The 18,708-nt window shown below is 57.1% G+C and carries 16 protein-coding genes and 2 pseudogenes; 4 read left to right on the top strand and 14 right to left on the bottom strand.

Annotated elements, in window-relative coordinates; translation table 11 throughout:
* Positions 1–176: 176 nt before the first annotated feature.
* The 4 genes from ACNJYD_RS09360 to ACNJYD_RS09345 all read right to left on the bottom strand — a co-directional run bounded on the left by ACNJYD_RS09360 (position 177) and on the right by ACNJYD_RS09345 (position 2,588).
* Positions 177–371 carry a ferredoxin gene (locus ACNJYD_RS09360; RefSeq protein ID WP_439366102.1) on the bottom strand — a complete coding sequence of 65 codons (195 nt, stop codon included), beginning with the start codon at positions 369–371 and terminating at the stop codon, positions 177–179.
* A 105-nt stretch (positions 372–476) separates the two neighbouring features.
* Entirely contained in the window at positions 477–635 is a 159-nt protein-coding gene (locus ACNJYD_RS09355) for a ferredoxin (RefSeq protein ID WP_439366101.1), read from the bottom strand.
* Between the two features lie 52 nt (positions 636–687).
* A complete protein-coding gene (locus ACNJYD_RS09350; RefSeq protein ID WP_439366100.1) occupies positions 688–1,575 on the bottom strand; it encodes a cytochrome P450 in 888 nt (295 codons plus the stop codon).
* 512 nt (positions 1,576–2,087) lie between these two features.
* Positions 2,088–2,588, bottom strand: a complete 501-nt coding sequence (locus tag ACNJYD_RS09345) for a hypothetical protein (RefSeq protein ID WP_439366099.1) — start codon at positions 2,586–2,588, stop codon at positions 2,088–2,090.
* A 420-nt stretch (positions 2,589–3,008) separates the two neighbouring features.
* Here ACNJYD_RS09345 and ACNJYD_RS09340 point away from each other — a divergent pair, with 420 nt between their 5' ends.
* From ACNJYD_RS09340 to ACNJYD_RS09330, 3 genes and pseudogenes are all read left to right on the top strand, one after another.
* On the top strand, positions 3,009–4,448 hold the full coding sequence (locus tag ACNJYD_RS09340) for an aldehyde dehydrogenase family protein (RefSeq protein WP_439366098.1): 1,440 nt from the start codon (positions 3,009–3,011) through the stop codon (positions 4,446–4,448).
* A gap of 167 nt (positions 4,449–4,615) precedes the next feature.
* Positions 4,616–4,833, top strand: a pseudogene (locus ACNJYD_RS09335) (M24 family metallopeptidase); the annotation flags it as partial.
* Between the two features lie 206 nt (positions 4,834–5,039).
* A pseudogene (locus ACNJYD_RS09330) lies at positions 5,040–5,738 on the top strand (amino acid ABC transporter ATP-binding protein); the annotation flags it as partial.
* Between the two features lie 10 nt (positions 5,739–5,748).
* Here ACNJYD_RS09330 and ehuD read toward each other — a convergent pair.
* The 10 genes from ehuD to ACNJYD_RS09280 form a co-directional block, all read right to left on the bottom strand.
* Positions 5,749–6,885: an ectoine/hydroxyectoine ABC transporter permease subunit EhuD gene (gene ehuD, locus ACNJYD_RS09325; RefSeq protein ID WP_439366097.1), complete on the bottom strand. Its 1,137-nt coding sequence runs from the start codon at positions 6,883–6,885 to the stop codon at positions 5,749–5,751.
* Positions 6,813–7,082: an ABC transporter permease subunit gene (locus ACNJYD_RS09320; RefSeq protein ID WP_439366096.1), complete on the bottom strand. Its 270-nt coding sequence runs from the start codon at positions 7,080–7,082 to the stop codon at positions 6,813–6,815. Before ACNJYD_RS09320 ends, ehuD begins: the two co-directional genes overlap by 73 nt.
* Positions 7,083–7,116: 34 nt before the next feature.
* Entirely contained in the window at positions 7,117–7,722 is a 606-nt protein-coding gene (locus ACNJYD_RS09315) for a transporter substrate-binding domain-containing protein (protein ID WP_439366095.1), read from the bottom strand.
* Positions 7,723–7,758: 36 nt separating this feature from the next.
* On the bottom strand, positions 7,759–7,941 hold the full coding sequence (locus tag ACNJYD_RS09310) for a hypothetical protein (protein ID WP_439366094.1): 183 nt from the start codon (positions 7,939–7,941) through the stop codon (positions 7,759–7,761).
* Between the two features lie 550 nt (positions 7,942–8,491).
* On the bottom strand, positions 8,492–10,039 hold the full coding sequence (locus ACNJYD_RS09305; protein WP_439366093.1) for an acetolactate synthase large subunit: 1,548 nt from the start codon (positions 10,037–10,039) through the stop codon (positions 8,492–8,494).
* 159 nt (positions 10,040–10,198) lie between these two features.
* Positions 10,199–11,290 (bottom strand): ABC transporter ATP-binding protein, encoded by a 1,092-nt coding sequence (locus tag ACNJYD_RS09300; protein WP_439366092.1) that lies wholly within the window; start codon positions 11,288–11,290, stop codon positions 10,199–10,201.
* Between the two features lie 62 nt (positions 11,291–11,352).
* Complete coding sequence (locus ACNJYD_RS09295) at positions 11,353–13,095, bottom strand: ABC transporter permease subunit (RefSeq protein ID WP_439366091.1); 1,743 nt, start codon at positions 13,093–13,095, stop codon at positions 11,353–11,355.
* Complete coding sequence (locus tag ACNJYD_RS09290; protein WP_439366090.1) at positions 13,092–14,228, bottom strand: ABC transporter substrate-binding protein; 1,137 nt, start codon at positions 14,226–14,228, stop codon at positions 13,092–13,094. The genes ACNJYD_RS09295 and ACNJYD_RS09290 overlap by 4 nt, the downstream gene beginning before the upstream one ends.
* 470 nt (positions 14,229–14,698) lie before the next feature.
* The gene (locus ACNJYD_RS09285) at positions 14,699–16,096 is read right to left on the bottom strand and encodes an aminotransferase (RefSeq protein WP_439366089.1); all 1,398 of its coding nucleotides are present in this window, start codon (positions 16,094–16,096) and stop codon (positions 14,699–14,701) included.
* Between the two features lie 10 nt (positions 16,097–16,106).
* Positions 16,107–17,585 (bottom strand): NAD-dependent succinate-semialdehyde dehydrogenase, encoded by a 1,479-nt coding sequence (locus ACNJYD_RS09280; protein ID WP_439367439.1) that lies wholly within the window; start codon positions 17,583–17,585, stop codon positions 16,107–16,109.
* Between the two features lie 188 nt (positions 17,586–17,773).
* On the opposite strand from ACNJYD_RS09280, the gene ACNJYD_RS09275 reads away from it, so the two are divergent.
* A complete protein-coding gene (locus ACNJYD_RS09275) occupies positions 17,774–18,250 on the top strand; it encodes an Lrp/AsnC family transcriptional regulator (protein WP_225184983.1) in 477 nt (158 codons plus the stop codon).
* Positions 18,251–18,708 lie beyond the last annotated feature (458 nt).

Raw genomic sequence — 18,708 nt, 5'->3', positions numbered from 1 at the left:
CTCGCGAGCCCACCAATCTCATGCGCTCCGAGGAGTTAAACGAGCCAATTATGAAAGCGATTCATGGAACGCTTTCTTGCACCTGGCGGCATGTTAAGATGTTTGCCAATGACGACGCTAGGCCGTAAGCGGCGTCAAACCACAACGGAGCACAAGGACTGGATCGCGCCTGCTGTTCACTCAATGATTCGAATCGCAACAGCGGGGCACAGCGCCGCCGCCAGCCGAACCTTCTCGTGCAACTCGGCGCGTGGCGACTCAGTGAGCAGCACAACAACACCGTCCTCATCGCGCTGGTCGAACACCTCCGACGTGGCAAGCACGCATTGTCCACCGCCCACGCACTTTTCCTTATCAACTTCGATCCGCATCCGCGAACTCCTTCCATTTTCTCGGTCACGTCCAACGACTAGGCCGCGCGCCGGGCCGAACATGTGGCGCTGCCACACTCACGCGCGGTTCGCCGGTCCTTACATCTAAGGTTTGTCACGGAGCGACAATGCTCCTGATGGGCATAACGCGACCGCTTGACGAGCAGCCTCGAGCTCCGCCCCATTTATAGCGCTTTCGGCGAGCAGCAGTACTCGACCACCCTTGTCCTGATCGAACAGATGCGGAGCTGTGAGCGCACACATGCCTGCCCCTACACATCGGTCCCGGTCTGCAATGACTCTCGTCACCATCGCATCACCAAGTAACGGACAGCCTGTCCGGCGCGTAAATGTCCCGATCTGTGTGCCAAGGTATATCTTCGGCTGGCACCGCAAGTCTGAGGCTTGGAAAACGCTGCGCGAGCTGGCAGAGCGCGATCTGTAGTTCCAGTCGCGCGAAGTGTTGGCCGAGACATTGGTGAATGCCAAAGCTGAACGTGAGATGCCTCCCAGCTTCATGTCGCGCTAAATCCAGCCGGTCAGGCTCGGCGAATACCGCAGGATCGCGATTCGCTGCTGAGAAAGAGATCGCCACAGTTTCGAAGGCCTTGATGACGGTGCCACCGAGCTCCACATCTTCCAGAGCCATTCGGACACTAAGCTGGGCAGCAATCGCGTGGCGCAGCAGCTCCTCGACAATTGTGCCGATCGAGCCCGGCTTGGTCCTGAGCACGTTCCACCGCTCTCGTTCTTTCAGGAGCATGTAAACCGAAAATGCCATAGTCCTGGCGATCGCCGCGTGAGCTGCCTGCAGCAGGGTGACGGCGGTAGCCACGAGCTCTTCATCGGTCAACGCGCGGCTGCGGACCAACTCGCTGAATATATCATCGGACCGCTGCATTCGCTTCCGGGCGAATACACTCCTCATAAACGCACGAAACTCTTCGTTCGTCTCTAGAATGTTCTCGGAGTCCGCATCCTTATTTAGCGCGAGTCCCGTAAGCCGTTCGAAAACGTCACGCTCACTTTCCAGTATGCCGAACATTTCGCAAGCCATTAACGATGGCACTTGACGCGAGAAGACTTCGACCAAGTCAACGGGCGGCTGTAGTCGCTCCATCGCATCGAGACGGCTGGCGACGATCCGCTCGATCGCAGCGCGATGCTCTGCGGCCTGTCGGACGGTGAAATAGCCCGCAAGCATACGACGAATCCGAGTATGCTCGGGCACGTCCTTAAGGAAAAAGGGTAAGTTGGTTAGGGGGCACTCACGAACCGTTCGGAGAACTTCCGGGTCCCGGAACGCGTCCGCGAGCCGGCCATCGTTCCGATAGCGCTCAACGAGCGCACGAAGGGCGTCCGGAAACACTGGGTCATGAGAAATTGCATAGTAGGCCTGGGATGAACCGCCCGCCGGAGCCAAACTCTGCGCCCCTAGCCGCGTGAAGCGATGATCACTCAGCACTGCGCGTGCAAGCTCCTGATTCGTCACTAGCCAGCCAGCGCGACCGTCGGGAAACCGAAACCGGCTAAGCGGTTGCGTTTCGCGTAGTTTATTGAGCTCGCTCGAGGGATCAAGCCACTCGCGCTCTGCCGGAAGGCGAACCGGTTCGGAGCGCCTCGCATCAGACGGCGGCGGAGTAGTCATCATCAAAAACCCTCCCTTTTCCCCGCGATAACGCGCTGATACGCCACCGCCGAGCATGTCAAAACCTATCAAAAAGGGGTGCGTGATTTCACGAAATCGGCGACATCAGGGAAGATTTGCTGTAGGTGCCGGCGATATTGCGCAGAAATGCTGCATGACTCCCTGGTTTGGCTGCCTCGTTGCAAGTCTCCTTCATCACGCAAGGGGCTGGTTGGATTGTCAGATGCTCCCAGCTCCTCACTGTCCGCCGAGCGATAAATCGAGAGCTCCCTTATCAGGGATACCATCCTGATTTGCGCGGTCAAAAAAGTCCCTTCCCACTCGGCTGCCCCGCATTGAAGCGATGCGGGGAAGAAGCAATTGGCCCGCATATCGGTGAAATCCGAAAGCCAAAGCCGGAAGGGCTTGTGAGCCGCCGAAATGGGACCTTCTGCTCCGCCTCGAGAGTGCGCGACGCGCAAATCTGCTGTTTGAGCGTGCGGCCGGTACCATGCGTTACGACAAAGCTTCACGATGTCCCCGCCGACATCGCCAACTAACGAAGCGGCGTGCCGGGAAGCTGCATCCACTCACTTCTTGTTGGAGAAAATGCGCGAAAGCAGCGCGAGGATTACTGCTAAGCCACGCGGCAAGAAGGCTATACGAGCATTATCGGAGCCGGTTGCAGCCGCCGAGGGTGCACCCTTGAACAGAGGCTGCTGTGAAGCGCCGGCGCCTCAGTGCAGACCTGCATCTGGGGGCGGGGCTCCGCTGGTGGAGAGCGTGCGATAATGAGTTCAGCACAAAGCGTAGGTCAACACCACAAACTTTGCCCAGAGGCTCAAAAGGCACTCTTAGGCGATTTTCTCCGGGACTGGTCTGCTCCATAGAGAGCCGCCATCCTTTTTAGGAAATTATGAGCCTAAGCGGACACAACTGAATCTAAAGAATGCAACCGCGATTCCGGGTGGTGGCGCCGCGCAAACTTCTAACCGACTCGAGAGGACAACATGGTCAATCGAATGCAATTTTACATTGACGGCGCGTGGGTTGACCCCGCCGTTATGAAAACGACGCGCATCGTCGCTCCGACGACTGCGGAGGAGACGTACGAGATTGCGCTCGGCTCAAAATCGGATGTCGACAAGGCGGTCATCGCAGCCAGGCGCGCGTTTGATAGCTTTTCTCGGACAACTCGCGAGCAGCGCGTCAGCATTCTCCAAAACATTCTCGAGATTTACAAAGGTCGTGCGAAGGAGATTGGGGATTCCATTTCGGACGAAATTGGCGCCCCGCTAGCGATGGCGCAGCAAAAGCAGGCTGGTTCCGCCATCGCTCACCTAGCTTCCACGCTTGACGTGCTCAAGAGCTACTCTTTCGAGGAGCGGATCGACAGTACAATCGTAGTTCGCGAGCCTATCGGCGTTGTCGGAATGGTCACGCCGTGGAATTGGCCAATAAACCAAATAACGTGTAAAGTAGCGCCGGCACTCGCTGCAGGCTGTACAATGATTCTCAAGCCGTCGGAGTTCGCTCCTACTTGTGCACTGATATTTGCGGAGATCCTACACGAGGCTGGCGTGCCAAACGGTGTATTCAACCTGATCAACGGTTTGGGACCTGAAGTGGGCGCCGCTATGAGCGAGCATCCAGACATCGATATGATCTCGTTCACCGGATCGACATGTGCGGGGATCGACGTCGCGAGGCGAGCCGCTTACACGATCAAGCGCGTTAGCCAAGAACTCGGCGGCAAATCCCCGTACATCGTTCTTGAGGACGCCGATTATGAAAAGGCCGTTAGCAAATGCATCGCGACGCTTTTTCAAAACTCCGGCCAATCTTGTGACGCACCATCGCGCCTCATTGTCCCAAAATCTAGAATGGCGGAAATCGCGAGGATCGCGAAAGCTATAGCGGAGAGGTACAGCGTTGGTCACCCGCGCGCGGCGGGCATTCATATGGGCCCCGTCGTACACCGCAGCCAATGGGAGAAGATACAGGCATTGATTCAGAGAGGAATTGATGAGGGGGCCACATTGCTCACAGGCGGACCAGGGCTCCCGGAAGGCATCGACAAAGGCTTCTACGTTCGCCCCACCATCTTTGCCGATGTGACAAACGAAATGACTATCGCGCGCGAGGAGATCTTCGGGCCGGTGCTTGCGATCATTGGTGCCGCGGACGAGGACGACGCGGTCCGCATTGCTAACGATACACCATACGGCCTCGCTGGTTACGTATTCTCAGGCTCATCAGAACGCGCGCGAAGCGTTGCCGGGCTAATTCGAGCTGGCACCATATATCTACAGGGTGGATCACTCGAGAGCTCCGCTCCCTTTGGCGGGTACAAACAATCCGGAAATGGTCGTGAATGGGGGCGCTTTGGCCTTGAAGACTACCTGGAAGTTAAGTCGGTCGCTGGGTTTGTTGAGCTGGATAAACCTTAACCTCTCTAGATTTTACATTGCTAGCTTTCGACTGAGTGACTTCGAAAGCTTGCAACCTGACGCTGGATTCTTCGGATGGGCAAGCTGGACCTGAGAGAGCTTGTGCGGAGCTCCCCTTACGAGTCAAACCAACCACGCTTATCACAATGCTCGAGAACGACTTGGGGTGGGGCTACGCAGTCGGAATCGAGTGGACTGAAACAACCGCTAGCCTCAAGCACGGGATTCGACGGTGCTTAAACCAAATATGACTTTCCACCTGATGCTTGGAAACTGGATTGATGAAGACCTCGGGTACGTGATTAGCGAGACTTTCCGCATTACCGAAACTGGCGCAGAAACATTCTCTCGCATTCCTCGGGAGTTATTCGAGATACCCGTTTGAAGCAGTCTGCTGGTGGCATCGCAAATGTGCGAGGCCGCCGGCTCAAGCCGCCGATATTTTGACCCGGCTTCGCCGCCTGCGCGAGCCCTGTAAGCTGGCGCTCGCCGACTTCATTGGTAATCACCAGCGTCCAAGAACGAGCCGAAACAGGACTATGGCTCCTCCACGTCCCGGCGCTCTATGCGAGGCACCGGTGTTACCCAGGCTTGTCTGATGGCGGTGGATTGAGCCAAAGGCATTTTCCCAAAAATCGGCTCATTCCGGGAAAGACGACGCTGCTGAGGGCTCTGATGACCCTCGAGCCGATAGACGGCGGACTAATCAGAGTAGAGGGCGAGTCGTTTACGCATGAGTCCGTCGACGGCCGCCTGGTGCCAGCGAAGGGAGGCGCATCTCCGCCGGAATCGCGGCAAGATCGGAATGGTGTTTCAGCCGTTCAACCTGTTTCCACATATGACAGCCCTGCAGAACATCATCGAGGCTCCTGTTCACGTCCTTGGTTTATCCAAGGAGGAAGCGACTGAGCGCGCAATTTCGTTCCTTGGCAAGGTCGGCCTTGTTGACCGCAAAGATCACTATCCTGCGCAGCTCTCCGGTGGCCAACAGCAGCGCGTTGCTATTGACCGGGCCCTGGCGATGCGGCCCAAAATCTTGCTTTTCGACGAGATCACATCGGCCTTGGATCCTGAACTCGTACACGAGGTTCTACAGGCATGCGTCAGCTCGGAGAGGAGCAGGACCTTACGATGTTGATCGTGACCCATCAGATGGGCTTTGCTTCAGAAGTTGCCGATAGGGTTTGCTTTTTCTCGGAAGGTGAAATTCTCGAGCAAGGCCCGCCCGAGGTGATCTTCCACAAGCCTGCACACGAACGAACGCGAGCGTTCCTTCGCGCGGTGCTTGAGGCTCGATTGCTCACACGCCGGCCAGGCCGACCGGCCGCTTGCCCCGGACTTGTCCAAATAGCCCCTCGAGTTGCCGGACAAAAAAGGACGCTCCCAGCGTCATGATAAGGAAGAAAGCGCCGACGATCGTCGTTGGCTCTGTATAACGGAAGCTCTCGGAGCCGATCATCTTCGCCCGCGTCATCATTTCCAGTACTGTGATTACGGACAAGATTGGCGTCGCCTTAAAGATGTCGATCAAATAGTTACCGAGCGCCGGGATCATAGGCGGAATCGCCTGCGGCAGAATGATCGCTCGGTATGCACGCCAGCGCCCAATGTTGAGGACCATGACGGCTTCCCATTGCCCGCGCGGAACGGCGTCGATACCGCTTCGGTAAACCTCTGCGATAAAACGAACCATAGTAAAGCCGATCGCCATAAGGCCGGCGGTAAGCGGTGAGAGCCTGATGCCGAATTGCGGCCCAACGAAAAAAATGAAGTAGAGCTGGATGAGGAGTGGGGTGGATCGAATGAATTCGATCACTGCCGTCGCAGGAATGAAGAGCAGGAATGATCGGCTGCGGCGGCCCAATGCCAGCGGTAGTCCGATTGCGAGGGCCAAGACGAACCCGATCACCGTTGACTCGAACGTGACCAAAGCGCCAGACGCGAGCAGCTGAAGGATCGACCAGGCAAAGGCCCAGTCAAAGACATCGCTCACAGCCCCCCTGGTCATTCCACTGCTCAAGCGCCGGTATAGGAAGGCGAGAGCCGGAGCGATTGCCTGCGCCAACACAAAGTACATGACAAGGGTCAACAAATAGAGCTCCCATGTCCGGAAGGTCAGCACGTTAAGATTATAAGCCTGAAACGTCAGGTCTTGCAGCGTGTTCAGGGAAACAAGAGTTGTGGATTTCAGAATGATTAGAAGATTGCCCCATGGCAGTAGCATCGTGATCAGGGCTTGTGGAGCGATGATACGACGCATTCGAAAGCTTGGCGACAGGTTGAGCGCGATCGCTGCCTCCACCTGCGACGCAGGTACTGCAACGATGGCTCCGCGCACGATCTCGGATCCGTGCGCACCAATATTCAGGCCGAGAACGAGCACCGCCACTGGAAAAGGATCCAGTCGCACTCCGAAGTTTGGAAGAACGAAGAACATCCAAAAAGTTGGACAAGTAAGGACGTGCCGCGAAACAGTTCGACGTAACCGACCGCGAGCCAACGTATCCCGCGGTTAGATGAAAGCCGGGCGAGGCCGGCCGTGAACGCCAAGGCAATAGCAACTACCGACGCGGCTGCGGTGATTTGGATTGTCACCACGACCCCTTTAAGCAGAATCGGAAGGAACTCGATCATTTCCGTATCGAAAGACTTTCAGCGTCGAACTTGCCTAATCGCGCTTACACAATTCTTCAGAAGTTACGTTTCCAGCCAGGACTTCATCGCCTCGACCAATCGTCGCGTTGATTGCTTTGTGTTCAGCAGAGCCCACGAACTCGCTGAGTGCCTTGTTGAAGGCTTTCAGCAGCGCCTCGTCTTGCTTGCGAAACGGAGGAGAGCTGTAGGAGATCGCCCCAGGGGGCCGAGTGGAACGGCTGCGCCTCCTCCACGTCGCCGCCGCCTTTTTCGGCCATGGACTTGGCTGATCCTGGCGAAACAGCGGCACATCGGCTCGCCCGGACTTTACAGCAGAAAGCAATACCCGAGGATCCTGCAAAGGCAGAATCCGATCATCCGGAACACCGGCTTTGCGAGCGCAGCCTTGCTCGGCTGCGCCTGACATGACCGCGACAATGACGCCCTTGTTCTTTGCGGCATCTTCATAGCTTTGGATCTGCTTGGGATTGCCATTCTTGACGAGCATCGCTGCTCCTGTCTTCGAAATCGGGTTTGAGAATGCGACTTCCCGACAGCGGTTGGGCAAGATGAACATTGGTACCACGACATCGAAGCGGCGAGCTTTAAGCCCAGGGATCAGTGATGCCCATTCAGTCAAGACAGGGCGAACTTCCGTTACCCTGCGACGGCTATCTCAGAACCAGGTGCCAGCAGGTTTGCCCTCAGCACTTAAGGACGCATAGAGCGGCTCATTCGAGAAGCCGAATACCACACCGTTCTTCTCGGCGCGCGCTAAAGAGTCATCTGCATGCGCCGTAGCAGCGAAAGCGACCGTTGCTGTGAACGTAAGGGTGGCTACCCGAATAAATAAACCCATTCTGAGCGTCCTCCTTCTCCTGTCTTTATTCAGGCTGGATGTTGACATGCCAGCGGCGCAAAACTCTATAGTTCTTGCGATTTGGAGGAAGGAATTTCGGCGCACCTCGGATTGTTTCCTCGAAGAGAGCTTTCGTAGTCAGTCTAGTTCAGACCTGCTACGTCCCGCGCCGGCGACGTGGCGGTGGATTCCGCCGCATGCGAGGTTTCTGGTTTAGCTGTTTTCTCGGTTTTCTTCGAGTGTTGCCGAACTAACCCCGATAGTACGGTCGCGCAGATACGGGGGAGCTTCGATGGCGTTGCTTGTCCCGAAGGGTCTGCACAGCTGCCCCGCTGAGACCTGATCAATCGCGGTCCGTAGCAACAGCCCCAAAAGCATGATGTACAGAGACGGGCAGTAACATCACTGGTTACGATCTCCGCCCACGTTTTTCTGAGCCAAAAAGCCGCCGCCTCATTCGGCAGCAGCTTACTCGCCATCGAATTCATCTCACAAGGGATAAAATGGGCTCTGATCCGACGATCGCGCGTGGCCCAACACCCAGATTTCCTCAAGCGATCTGCACCTCGACCAGATACGGCCCCGTTGTCGAAAGTCCGCGGGCCACTTCGATATTGAACTCATCCATCGTAGTCACCCGCACTGCCGCCATACCCATGCTTCTTGCAAGTCCGGCAAAGTCGAGGTCAGGCCGGCTCAAATCGAGCATGTCCAAAGCTTTGCGGCCGACATTTTGCGCCCCGACATTGGCGAGTTCATCCCGGAGGCAAGCGTATGACTTGTTGTTGAACAGCACTGTCGTAATGTTCAGACATTCGCGCACCTGTGTCCAAAGCGATTGAATAGCGTACATCGAGCTGCCGTCTGCCTGAAGGTTGAGCACAGGCCGATTTGGGCATGCGATCGCAGCGCCGGTTGCCATTGGCATGCCAAGCCCGATCGAACCGCCCATGTTCTGTAGATAGGTATGTGGCTGCGAATTCCAACTTGCAGCGAAAAAACTGGCGCTCGCCGAGATTGATTCATCGACGACGATCGCGTTTTCCGGAATGAGCGCGGCGAGTGATTGTGAGATATTGGGGCCGGTAATTGCGCCGGAAGCGAGCGATGGCGGTGCTAGTTTCGCCGCCTGGCTTGGAAATGATTGAGCATCCAGTTCGTCTGCAAGTCTCTCAAGCGCATCCAAGACGTCCTCTTCAGCACGTGCAAGCGTCAAAAACTCCGTATCGTCAGAAGCCATCAGGCTTGGTTTGTCCGGATAGGCAAAGAAGGCCACCGGAATGCGGCTACCCACCAGAACGATATGCTTAAGGCGGTCAAGTGTCGCGCGCGCTTGGTTGACCGGATATGGAAGCCGATCGACAGGAACGCGGCCAGCCCCGCGCTCGATGCGACCGGGAAAGGTTTGCGACATGATTTTCGCGCCTGTCTTGGCACATATGCGCCCCGCCAGATCAAGGCCGCGTTCTCGCAACGCAAGCCCCCCCAATAACATCATCGTGGGCTCTCCGGAGCGGAGCGCCCTGGCAATATCGTTGATGCACTCCTGCGAAACACGCGTTCGCTTTGGTGCCCCGGCCACAGCAGCCGGTCCACTGCCCTCGTTCCAGGCAGTGTCGGCCGGAAGAATAAGGGTTGCCACTTGACCGGGGGCGGTGCGCGCGGCCGTGATAGCCGCCGCACCATCGGCCGCAACTCGCGTTGCGTTCGGGGAGGTACGGACCCAACCAGAGAACGGCTTCGCTGCCCCCTCGATGTCGGACGTGAGCGGTGCATCGTAGCTGCGGTGGTAAGTTGCGTGATCTCCCACAATATTGACTATTGGCGTGGACGCTTTGGTAGCGTTGTGCAGATTGGCAAGACCATTCGCCAAGCCCGGCCCAAGATGTAGCAGGGTGGCGGCCGGCTTGTCGGCCATACGCGCATAACCATCCGCAGCGCCGGTTGCAATCCCCTCGAAGAGCACGAGCACGCAGCGCATACCGTCGACGCGGTCAAGGGCAGCGACAAAGTGCATCTCGGATGTGCCTGGATTTGCAAAGCAGGTGTCTACTCCTCCCGCAACCAGTGTACGAACTAGGCTTTCAGCGCCGTTCATGAATAGGTTCCTCGCATAAGTTTGCGCATCCCGAAGCATCGGGCAGAGCGTTGAAAAGGCTATCGCTGGCGAAAGCCCGCTACACTCGCCTCAAGCGGCGGTGCGGGTGCGAGCGGATTGAACCGGCACCACAGTGTGGCGCGGGTCCGATTGAGAAAGTTATTCCGTCAGAATCGTTGCGTCGTGAGCAGCCCACGATGCGACGCAGGCGTCGCCCACCTCCGGCATTGTCTCGGCCGACACGTTCAGCACCTTGGATAACAAGTGCAATCCAGCTTCGCTCCGGAATTCGAAGAGGGTCGCGTCGCCAACGAACGTCATGCCACTGATGCGCCCTTCAATTCCGCCGGAGCAGCCGGAAGCGCTGGCTTGAAGATGCAGGTGTTCAGGTCGCACGCACAGCGTCGCGTCCCTGTCTGCATGCTGCCAGGCTGGAGCCGGGAGGCTTTCGCCCGCAGGACCTTGCACGGTCCCGGATTTAAGCTTGACCGGAATCAAATTGACTTCACCCACGAAACCAGCGACGAACAAGTCGGCGGGCCTGCGATAGATGTCCTTCGGCGCCGAGACCTGGCGAATCCGGCCCTCGTGCATCACCGCGACCCGATCGGACATGGCGAGCGCCTCATCCTGGTCGTGCGTGACGTAGATCATCGTCTTGCCGACCTCCTTGTGCAGGGTCTTGATCTCGTTCCTCAGATGCTCGCGCAGCTTCTTGTCGAGCGCGCCCAGAGGTTCATCGAGGAGGAGAACGGGTGGATCGAAAACCAAAGCCCGCGCGATCGCCACTCGCTGCTGTTGACCGCCGGACATCTGGTGAGGGGAGCGCGAGGCCAAGGCACCAAGATGTACCTGATCGAGGATGCGCCGCACCCGCGTTTCGACCTCTGCCTTTGCCATACGCCGCATCCGAAGCGGATACGCGACGTTCTCGGCGACCGTCATGTGTGGGAATAGGGCATAGTTTTGGAAGATCACGCCGAGTTCGCGGCGGTGAGGCGGCAGGCGCGTGATATCCTTCTCATCGAGCAGGACCTGACCGCTGTTAGGCAGCTCGAAACCGGCTATCATCATGAGAGTAGTTGTCTTTCCCGATCCGCTCGGGCCTAGCAGCGAGATGAACTCGCCGGGTGCCACGGAAAGACTGATATCGTCGACGGCGATCGCGCTACCGTAACGCTTCTGCAGGTTGCGCAGGGCGATGCCTCCGGTTTTCACATCAGTGCCGCTCGCGGTCGCTTTCATCAACATTTCAGCTCCCTAGGGTGAATTCATCATTGGTTTGCAGGTTGACCCGCGCCCAGACAGGGCCGTCAGGTGGTCTTGCTTCGTCTGAGCAGGGTCCCGACGACAATTACGATCGTCGCAAACAGCATCTGCAGCGTCGCTACGGCAGCAATGGTGGGACTGATATCCTGTCGGATCCCCTCCCACATGCGCATCGGCAAGGTCGTAATCTTTCCAATGCCAAGGAACAGCACGTAGACGACGTCGTCGAATGAGGTCAGGAACGCAAAGAAGCTGGCGACGAGGAGCGCCGGCATAACAAGCGGGGCGACGATGGTGCGAAAGGTCGCCCAAGACCCGGCTCCAAGACTGCGGGCCGCGCGCTCGTAGCTCGGGTTAAGGTCGCGCAGATTGGCAACCACAATCACCACCACGTAGGGGATGGCGTGGACCGCGTGACCGAGTGCCAGGCCGAACTCGGTGCCCTGCAATCCGAACCGTGCCAGGAGGAAATAGGTCGCGACGGCCACGATAACAGTCGGCATGATAATCGGCGAGAGCAAGAGAGCGACCATTGCTCCCCGACCAGGCATAGCGCCGCGCGAAAGACCGAAGGCAATCATGGCGCCCAGCGTCGTCGCCATGGCAACCGCCATAAGCGCAATACGGATGCTGGTGACGGTCGCACGCACCCATAGCGTGTCAAACAGAAAGGCTTCGTAGTTGCGGAGCGAGTAGCCAGGCAGCGGAAAGACAAAGTAGGACGAGGCGCTGAACGACAAATAAGCGACGATCAGGACTGGCAGCAGGAGAAGCACAGCCAGAACGCATGCCAGGATCGGGACACCTCGCCCTCCTAGCGAAGGAAGCCAGCGATCAAGAGCGTTTGACGCGGAGCCGATCCGCATCAACATCTTGGCACCCATCTGGCGGCGGGCAGCGCTCGAACCGAGCTTGCCATCGGAGAAGCCCAGCAGTTGCTCTATCGGGAAAAAGCGCGAGCCAATCCACAATATGCTCAGAACGGCCACCAGCAGGACCACTGAAAGCGCAGAGCCAAAATTCCAATTGAGTTGCTCCAGGATCTGGGAGCTGATCGCCATCGTGATCATGACGTCCGATAGCCCACCCATCAAGGCAGGTGTAATGTAGAACCCGAGACAGTAGATGAACACGAGCAGCACTCCTGCAATCAGGCCCGGGAGGCTGAGCGGCAGAAAAATAGTGAGAAAAGCCGCAACTGGGCTGGCTCCGTTCGCCCTTGCAGCACGCATCAGCTTTGGGTCAATGCTGGACATGACCGTGTACATCGGCAGGATCATCATAGGCATGACAATGTGGGTCATGCCTAGAATCACACCAAACCGGTTGTAGAGCATTGAGATCGGTTGAGATGCCCAGCCGAGCTCGAGCAGGTACTGGTTAATGACGCCATTGCGCCCGAGTAGGACGATCCAGGCAAAGGTCCGAGCCAGAGTGCTGGTGAAATAGGGCAGCACGACTGCAATGAGCAGGAAGGTACGCAACGTTGTTCCTGCCGTCGTGAGAGCGTAGGCGATCGGATAGCTAAGCACGAAGGCGAGCGCAGTGACCGTAACGCTGATCTCGAGCGTGTTACGCATCACGGTCAGATAGACGGGGGTGTCGCCGATCCGCAGGAAATTGGCCAGAGTCCAGTTTGGCATCCCAAACGCGAGCAACAGAAGCCCCGTGAGCGGCACGACAAAGAGCACCACGAGGAAGATAGTGCCAGGCAGCAACAGCCAAGCCCACGGCGTAGGCCATGGCCGCGAATATTGCGTTTGGTCTTTGATTGCGATGGAACTCATTGTGCCCGCCATGATAGCCAGCGCTCCTGGAGGTGGTCCAAATTCGTCTTTCCGTCCGATCGCCTGTTCGCGAGCCAAGCGGAATCCTGTTCAACCACCGCCGATGCAATTGCCTGATTGATGTTAAGCAACGGAAGAAGATCAGACGGCAAGTGCTGAAGCTGGTTCGTATTAGGACCGGGGAGAAACGTCCCGAGTGTGAAATTGGCGGCGCTCTCGGCACGATTAACGAATGCGATTAACTTCTGCGCATTCGCGGTATTAGGACCGCCTTTCAGTACCGCCCAGTACACGTAAACCAAGTTACCGCCATCCCAGACGATACGAATGGGTGCACCCTGACGGATGGCCGCTAAAGCACGATTGTCTCCGCAGCTCGTCATCTCCAGTTCACGGTTCAGCAACAGCTGAACCGGCTCACCTCCCGCGCTCCACCACTTCGTGATATGCGGCTTGATCTGATCGAGCTTCTTGAAAGCTCGATCGAGCTTGTCCTCCGTCAAGGGCCACCGATCCGCTGCTGGTAGCCCATCGGCTAATAGCGCGAATGCCACATTGTGCCGGACGTTCGAGGCGAGCCCGCGCGGCCCCCGAAACGATTTCACGTCCCAGAATTCCGCCCAGCTTTTTGGCTGCTTATCTCGGAAGGCGCGAGCATCATACGCAAGCACAGTTGTTGCCCGGTAGGCGACAGCCGCATCCTTGAGACGATTACCCGCCGGAACGCCCACCAGGGATTCCGGATCCCACCAGCTGTAATCGATGGGCTCGAACATGCCGGCTTCGGACATAGCCGGATAACTCTGCGCGTCGATGAAAGCCAGATCCCAATCCATGCGCCCAGCTTCTTTCATCGCCTTTACTTGGGGTTCAGCAAAGTCTCCCGTCACATCGACCACAGCAATCCCTGTCGCCTTCGTGAAGGCCTCATAAACGTATTTTCGCACCCCCTGCGTGAACGATCCCCCGTAGCTGAAGACTACAACTTCCCCACTGCCGGCAAGCTTTTCCTGCGCCCAGGCTGCAGTCGCCTTCGCAACAAACGGCGCACTCAGTAAAGCCGCGGCTGATCCAACAAACGAGCGTCGGCTCAGGCCACGACATAACTGACCAAGACAGTTCTGTTCGGTCATTGCATCCCCTCCCTGCCGCAAGCACTACATGGTTTAAAGCATACATTTTCACCATCTACCGCGGCCCTGACGCTCAAAGACAGCACAGGAGGGCATGGCACTGAAGAAAACCTGCAGGTGCAGCGAACGTAACTGCGATTTCCCCCCGCGGTTATGGCGCCATGCGCCCGGGCACCACACACCACTCCATCCACGCTGGGAACTAAGATTGGGCGATATCGCGGACCGGCGCGCCCCACTGGTCAGGTGTCGCTGCCATTGCAATCATAGCACCGCCTTCGATGCGATGGTCGAATGGAGCGGAAACTCCGGCAACTCATCCATCATGGCACCGACGTGCGGGTCTTTGAGCACTTTACAAGGACCTTGCTGCAGCCGCGATCGAAACGGATCCTGGTTGTGGCCAAAGCAAGCGAACATGAACGAATCGACGAACCGGTCCGTCGCATCGGCAAGAATAGGTGTCGAGCTCAGACCGCAAATTCTTTGGTAAGCTCGTCCATTACTTGCTTCGTGGCGCGATAGGCGAGCTCAACGATCTCATCTATTTCATGTTCGGAAACGATGAGAGGCGGGGCAAACCCCAGAATGTCCCCATGCGGCATTGCCCGCGCGATTAGCCCCCTGTCGCGCGCCGCCTTGGAGATCCGGGCGCCCACCTTGAGCTGCGGATCGAAGCGCCGTTTGGTCTGGCGGTCGGCGACAAACTCCACTGCACCGAGCAAGCCCACGCCTCTCACTTCACCGACGATCTCTAGCTGCGCAAATCGCTCATTGAGGCGCTTCAAGAAATGAGCACCAACGGTTCTCGCGCGGTCCTTTAGTCGCTCCTTCTCCACGATATCGAGAACGGCATTCGCGGCCGCCGCTGCAATCGGATGACCGGAATAGGTATATCCGTGGGAGAACGCACCGACCCGATCGGCGGCCTCTTCCATGACCGCGTAGACCCTCTCGCCAACGATTGCTGCAGAGAGCGGCATATAGCCGGACGTCAGACCCTTGGCCACCGTTACGAGGTCAGGCTCCATCCCGTAAAGAGTGCTGCCGAACTCAGCGCCTGTGCGGCCAAATCCACAAATCACTTCATCTGCGATCAAAAGCACATCGTAGCGTCGCAGTACGGCTTGAATTTCACGCCAATAACCGTCGGGCGGCGGTGTGATGCCTCCTGTACCCAACACCGGCTCGGCAATGAAGGCTCCGATGGTTTCTGGCCCCTCACGCACAATCATGTCTTCAAGTTCGGCTGCACGTCGGCGAGAGAACGCCTCTTCCGTTTCACCTGGCTCCGCGCCCCAGTAGTGATGGGGGACTCCGGTGTGCAAAATGCCTGGAAGCGGAAGATCCATGTGATCATGATAGAACGACATTCCGGTCATTGAGCCAGAAACGACAGAGCAGCCGTGGTATCCGCGCTCGCGCGAGATGATCTTCTTCTTTTTGGGCTGCCCGCGCAAATTATTGTAATACCAAACCAGCTTCGCCTGTGTTTCATTAGCGTCTGACCCGGACAGACCGTAAAAGACTTTGCTCGCTTTGCCCGGCGCCATTCGCACGAGGCGATCGGAGAGGTTGGCTAGCTCGTCCGTCGTATGTGCCGCATACGTGTGGTAGTAGGCCAGCTTGTAAGCCTGCCGCGCAATTGCCTCGGCTATCTCGGTCCGGCCGTAGCCAATATTGACGCAGTAAAGGCCGGCAAACCCGTCGATGTAACTATGTCCCTGCGCATCCTCAATGCGGATTCCTTTCCCTGCGGTGACAATCGTCGGATCACCAGCTTTACCTGTGGCGAACTCCTTGAGCTGGGTGAAGGGATGTAGAACAGTCGCGCGATCTTTCTCCGCGATCGTCTTGATATCGTTCATACCAATTCTCCTAAGCCACCAAGTCGCCGAAACAGACGTACTTCAATTCCATATACTCCTGAATGCCATGCCGCGAACCTTCGCGACCAAGGCCGGACTGCTTCCAACCTCCAAACGGAATTGGCGGCCCAGTGAATGACGCCGTGTTAATGCCGACCATTCCGTACTCGATGTTCTCAGAAAGTCGCAGCGCACGACGCAAGCTGTCGGTATAGATGTAGGCGGCCAAGCCCATCTCACTGGAATTGGCTCTGGCCAGGACTTCTTCCTCCGAGTCGAATGGAAGCACTGCGGCGACCGGACCGAACGTCTCCTCCTTCGAAATGAGCATATCTTCCGTGACATCGCTCAGCAGAGTTGGAACGACGAAATTTGGCCCGAAGCCCTGATCCTGGCTCGCAGAAATAACGCGCGCCCCTTTTGCCGCCGCATCACTGATTTGACGCCTGCACTTTTCAGCCACGGACGACTTCGTCATCGGCCCGATATCAGTTCCAGCCTCAAGACCGTGGCCAACCTTGAGCCGAGTGATTGCCGCAGCAAACTTTTCGACGAAGGCGCTATAAATGCTTCTCTGTACGTAGATGCGATTAGCCGCCAGGCAGTCCTGGCCGGAGGTCGCAAACTTTCCGTCGATTGCGCCTTTGACAGCTTTCTCGATATCAGCATCATCAAAGATGATGAAGGGAGCATGCCCTCCAAGCTCGAGCGACACCTTCTTTACAGTCCGCGCAGCCCCTTCCAGCAGCAGCCGGCCAACTTCTGTAGAGCCTGTAAACGATAGGGCTCGCACTCTGGTATCTCGCAAGAGCGGCGTCGACAGTTCGACTGGATTACCAACCAGAACTTGGAAGACGCCGGGCGGTACCCCGGCCTCCTCGGCCAGTCTTGCTAGGGCAAGAGCGGAGAGCGGCGTTTCAGGGGCGGGCTTCACAATGACTGGGCAGCCGGCCGCCATAGCGGCGCCGGCCTTGCGCGTAATCATAGCGACCGGAAAATTCCAAGGAGTAATTGCGGCCGCAACACCAACGGGCTGCATTCTGACCTGAAGCAAACTTGCGGGCTTATGGCTCGGAATCGTCTCGCCATAAGCACGCTCTCCCTCTGCGGCAAACCACTGGAGAAATCCCGCACCATAGCTAATTTCGTACCTCGCCTCCGCAAGCGGTTTGCCTTGCTCGCTCGTGACTAGGACGGCGAGCTCTTGCGAATGGGCAAGCACTAATGAGGCCCAAGACCTCAGAATCGCGCCCCGCCTCTCTGGCAGCAGCCCCCGCCATTGTGCAAAAGATCGTTCGGCGGCCTCGATCGCAAGATTCATATCAGCAGCGCCGCAACGAGCAACTTGGGCGATCACTTCGCCAGTTGCCGGATCAACGACGGCATCTTTTTTGTCGCCCTCGATCCAGCGTCCGCCGATCAGAGCGGCCCCGGCGACAAAATCCCGACGACTTAGACTCTCCAGACGCCCTTTTGCCAGCCCGACCAGAGGTGGACTTTTGGGCCGAGCAACTTGCAAAACCATTTAGACGTCCCTGTCGGTCATTTTGTTGAAATTCTGCTGCCAATCAGGATACTAATGTTGCGAATAGATTTGCGTCGCTTATTACCGTCGTTTGGACGGTTTCCTGCAGAACCTCGCCATTTCGCGGCGGAATTCAACTGGAGCTCCGACTAATGCAATACGACCGAACAGACGCCCGCATCTTGGAGATTGTTCAAAAAAACAATCGCCTTACCTCTGAGATCATCGGAGAGCTTGCTGGATTGTCTGCAACTGCGTGCCAACGACGCCTGAAGAGGCTTCGCTCTGACGGAATCATCGAGGCGGACGTATCGATCGTTTCGGCGAAGGCCGTAGGAAGGCCCATTCAGATGCTGGTACTGGTAAGTCTTGAACGTGAGCGCGCAGATATCATCGACAGATTCAAAAAAGCGATTAGGTCATCAGCTGAAGTCGTCAACGGCTTCTACGTCACTGGAGACGCCGACTTCGTCTTGTATATTACGGCACGGACGATGGAAGATTATGAGCAGTTTACCAGGCGATTCTTCTACGAGAATCCGGATATCAAGGGGTTCAAAACGATGGTCGTCATGGATCGCGTGAAGGCTGGCTTTGCGATTCCGGTAGAGGCTCCCAACGAAGATTGAGTTGTGTGTCTTTGTCGGCGTTGACCCATGGCTTCCCGCCTTTTTTCATCGATTAGTCATGCCGAACGCACAAAAGTCGTGCAATCTCTGTGCTAGAGTTCTGGCGATGTTAAATTCGCACCAAGGTAGGGGCATGATTGCTCCAAGCCAGTGAATGGATGTCGCACATCTGTACGCGCACATCTGCAAGAGAAGGCAAAGGCCGTTCCTCTCAGATCGGCGCTGACAGCGTCGCGTCGGTTAGACGCTAAATCGGCTATCAGAAACACTCGGGGAGACCTCCGATCAAAGCGAGACAGATTATCACGAGATCTCGATATGGTGTTTGCGGGTTAATGTTGGCGGCAGCAAAGCGAAGAGCGGCACGGCGCGTATATTTCAAATGTTTGGGCGCATGTCAGAGCCGCTCGTCCACCTCCGCCTCAACGTTTCGCGAGTTTCTGAGCTGGGATCAGATT

The organism is Bradyrhizobium sp. SPXBL-02 (genome assembly GCF_051853065.1).
Taxonomy (GTDB): Bacteria; Pseudomonadota; Alphaproteobacteria; order Rhizobiales; family Xanthobacteraceae; genus Bradyrhizobium.
This window is presented reverse-complemented; position numbering and strand designations above follow the sequence as displayed.

Coding starts and splice junctions, on each gene's coding strand:
- ACNJYD_RS09360 (WP_439366102.1), bottom strand. CDS start 371: ATGCGGATCGAAGTTGATAAGGAAAAGTGCGTGGGCGGTGGACAATGC.
- ACNJYD_RS09355 (WP_439366101.1), bottom strand. CDS start 635: ATGTGTGCGCTCACAGCTCCGCATCTGTTCGATCAGGACAAGGGTGGT.
- ACNJYD_RS09350 (WP_439366100.1), bottom strand. CDS start 1,575: ATGCTTGCGGGCTATTTCACCGTCCGACAGGCCGCAGAGCATCGCGCT.
- ACNJYD_RS09340 (WP_439366098.1), top strand. CDS start 3,009: ATGGTCAATCGAATGCAATTTTACATTGACGGCGCGTGGGTTGACCCC.
- ehuD (WP_439366097.1), bottom strand. CDS start 6,885: ATGTTCTTCGTTCTTCCAAACTTCGGAGTGCGACTGGATCCTTTTCCA.
- ACNJYD_RS09320 (WP_439366096.1), bottom strand. CDS start 7,082: ATGATCGAGTTCCTTCCGATTCTGCTTAAAGGGGTCGTGGTGACAATC.
- ACNJYD_RS09310 (WP_439366094.1), bottom strand. CDS start 7,941: ATGGGTTTATTTATTCGGGTAGCCACCCTTACGTTCACAGCAACGGTC.
- ACNJYD_RS09305 (WP_439366093.1), bottom strand. CDS start 10,039: ATGAACGGCGCTGAAAGCCTAGTTCGTACACTGGTTGCGGGAGGAGTA.
- ACNJYD_RS09300 (WP_439366092.1), bottom strand. CDS start 11,290: ATGTTGATGAAAGCGACCGCGAGCGGCACTGATGTGAAAACCGGAGGC.
- ACNJYD_RS09295 (WP_439366091.1), bottom strand. CDS start 13,095: ATGAGTTCCATCGCAATCAAAGACCAAACGCAATATTCGCGGCCATGG.
- ACNJYD_RS09290 (WP_439366090.1), bottom strand. CDS start 14,228: ATGACCGAACAGAACTGTCTTGGTCAGTTATGTCGTGGCCTGAGCCGA.
- ACNJYD_RS09285 (WP_439366089.1), bottom strand. CDS start 16,096: ATGAACGATATCAAGACGATCGCGGAGAAAGATCGCGCGACTGTTCTA.
- ACNJYD_RS09275 (WP_225184983.1), top strand. CDS start 17,774: ATGCAATACGACCGAACAGACGCCCGCATCTTGGAGATTGTTCAAAAA.